Annotated in this window: 1 protein-coding gene; it reads left to right on the top strand. The window is 49.5% G+C overall.

Annotation, left to right across the window (positions count from 1 at the left end; translation table 11 throughout):
• Positions 1-479 (top strand): portal protein (locus tag ABZJ92_RS22275; protein WP_353765465.1); only part of this gene is annotated, 479 nt, incomplete at both ends.

Here is a 479-nt window from a genome sequence, read left to right as displayed (position 1 = left end):
GTCAGCTATTACCAGCAGGATATCAAAGACGTCATCGACGACCTGGCTAATCGTGGATTCATTAAGGTAGCAGAGCGCAAGGTGAAGCGTCGGCGTGTGTATAAGTCGATCATCACCTGTACGCAGATACTGAAAGACCGCGAGAAGATAGCCGGAGAGCATATTCCAATCGTTCCAGTGTATGGCGAATGGTCATTCGCTGGTGACAAGGAGTGCTACGAGGGTGTGGTAAGGCTGACGAAAGACGGTCAACGCCTTCGTAACATGATTATGTCGTTCAACGCCGATATTGTTGCTCGGTCACCGAAGAAGAAACCGACCTTCTTCCCTGAGCAAATCGAAGGCTACGAATACATGTACGGCGGAAATGATGACTATCCGTACTATCTGCAGAACAGGACTGATGAAAACGGTAACGACCTGCCGATTGGTCCAATCTCCTACATGGAAAACCCTGAAGTGCCGCAAGCCAACGCTTA

It is taken from the genome of Shigella sp. FJ200513, assembly GCF_040495915.1.
In the GTDB taxonomy this organism is placed as follows: Bacteria; Pseudomonadota; Gammaproteobacteria; order Enterobacterales; family Enterobacteriaceae; genus ECMA0423.
This window is presented reverse-complemented; position numbering and strand designations above follow the sequence as displayed.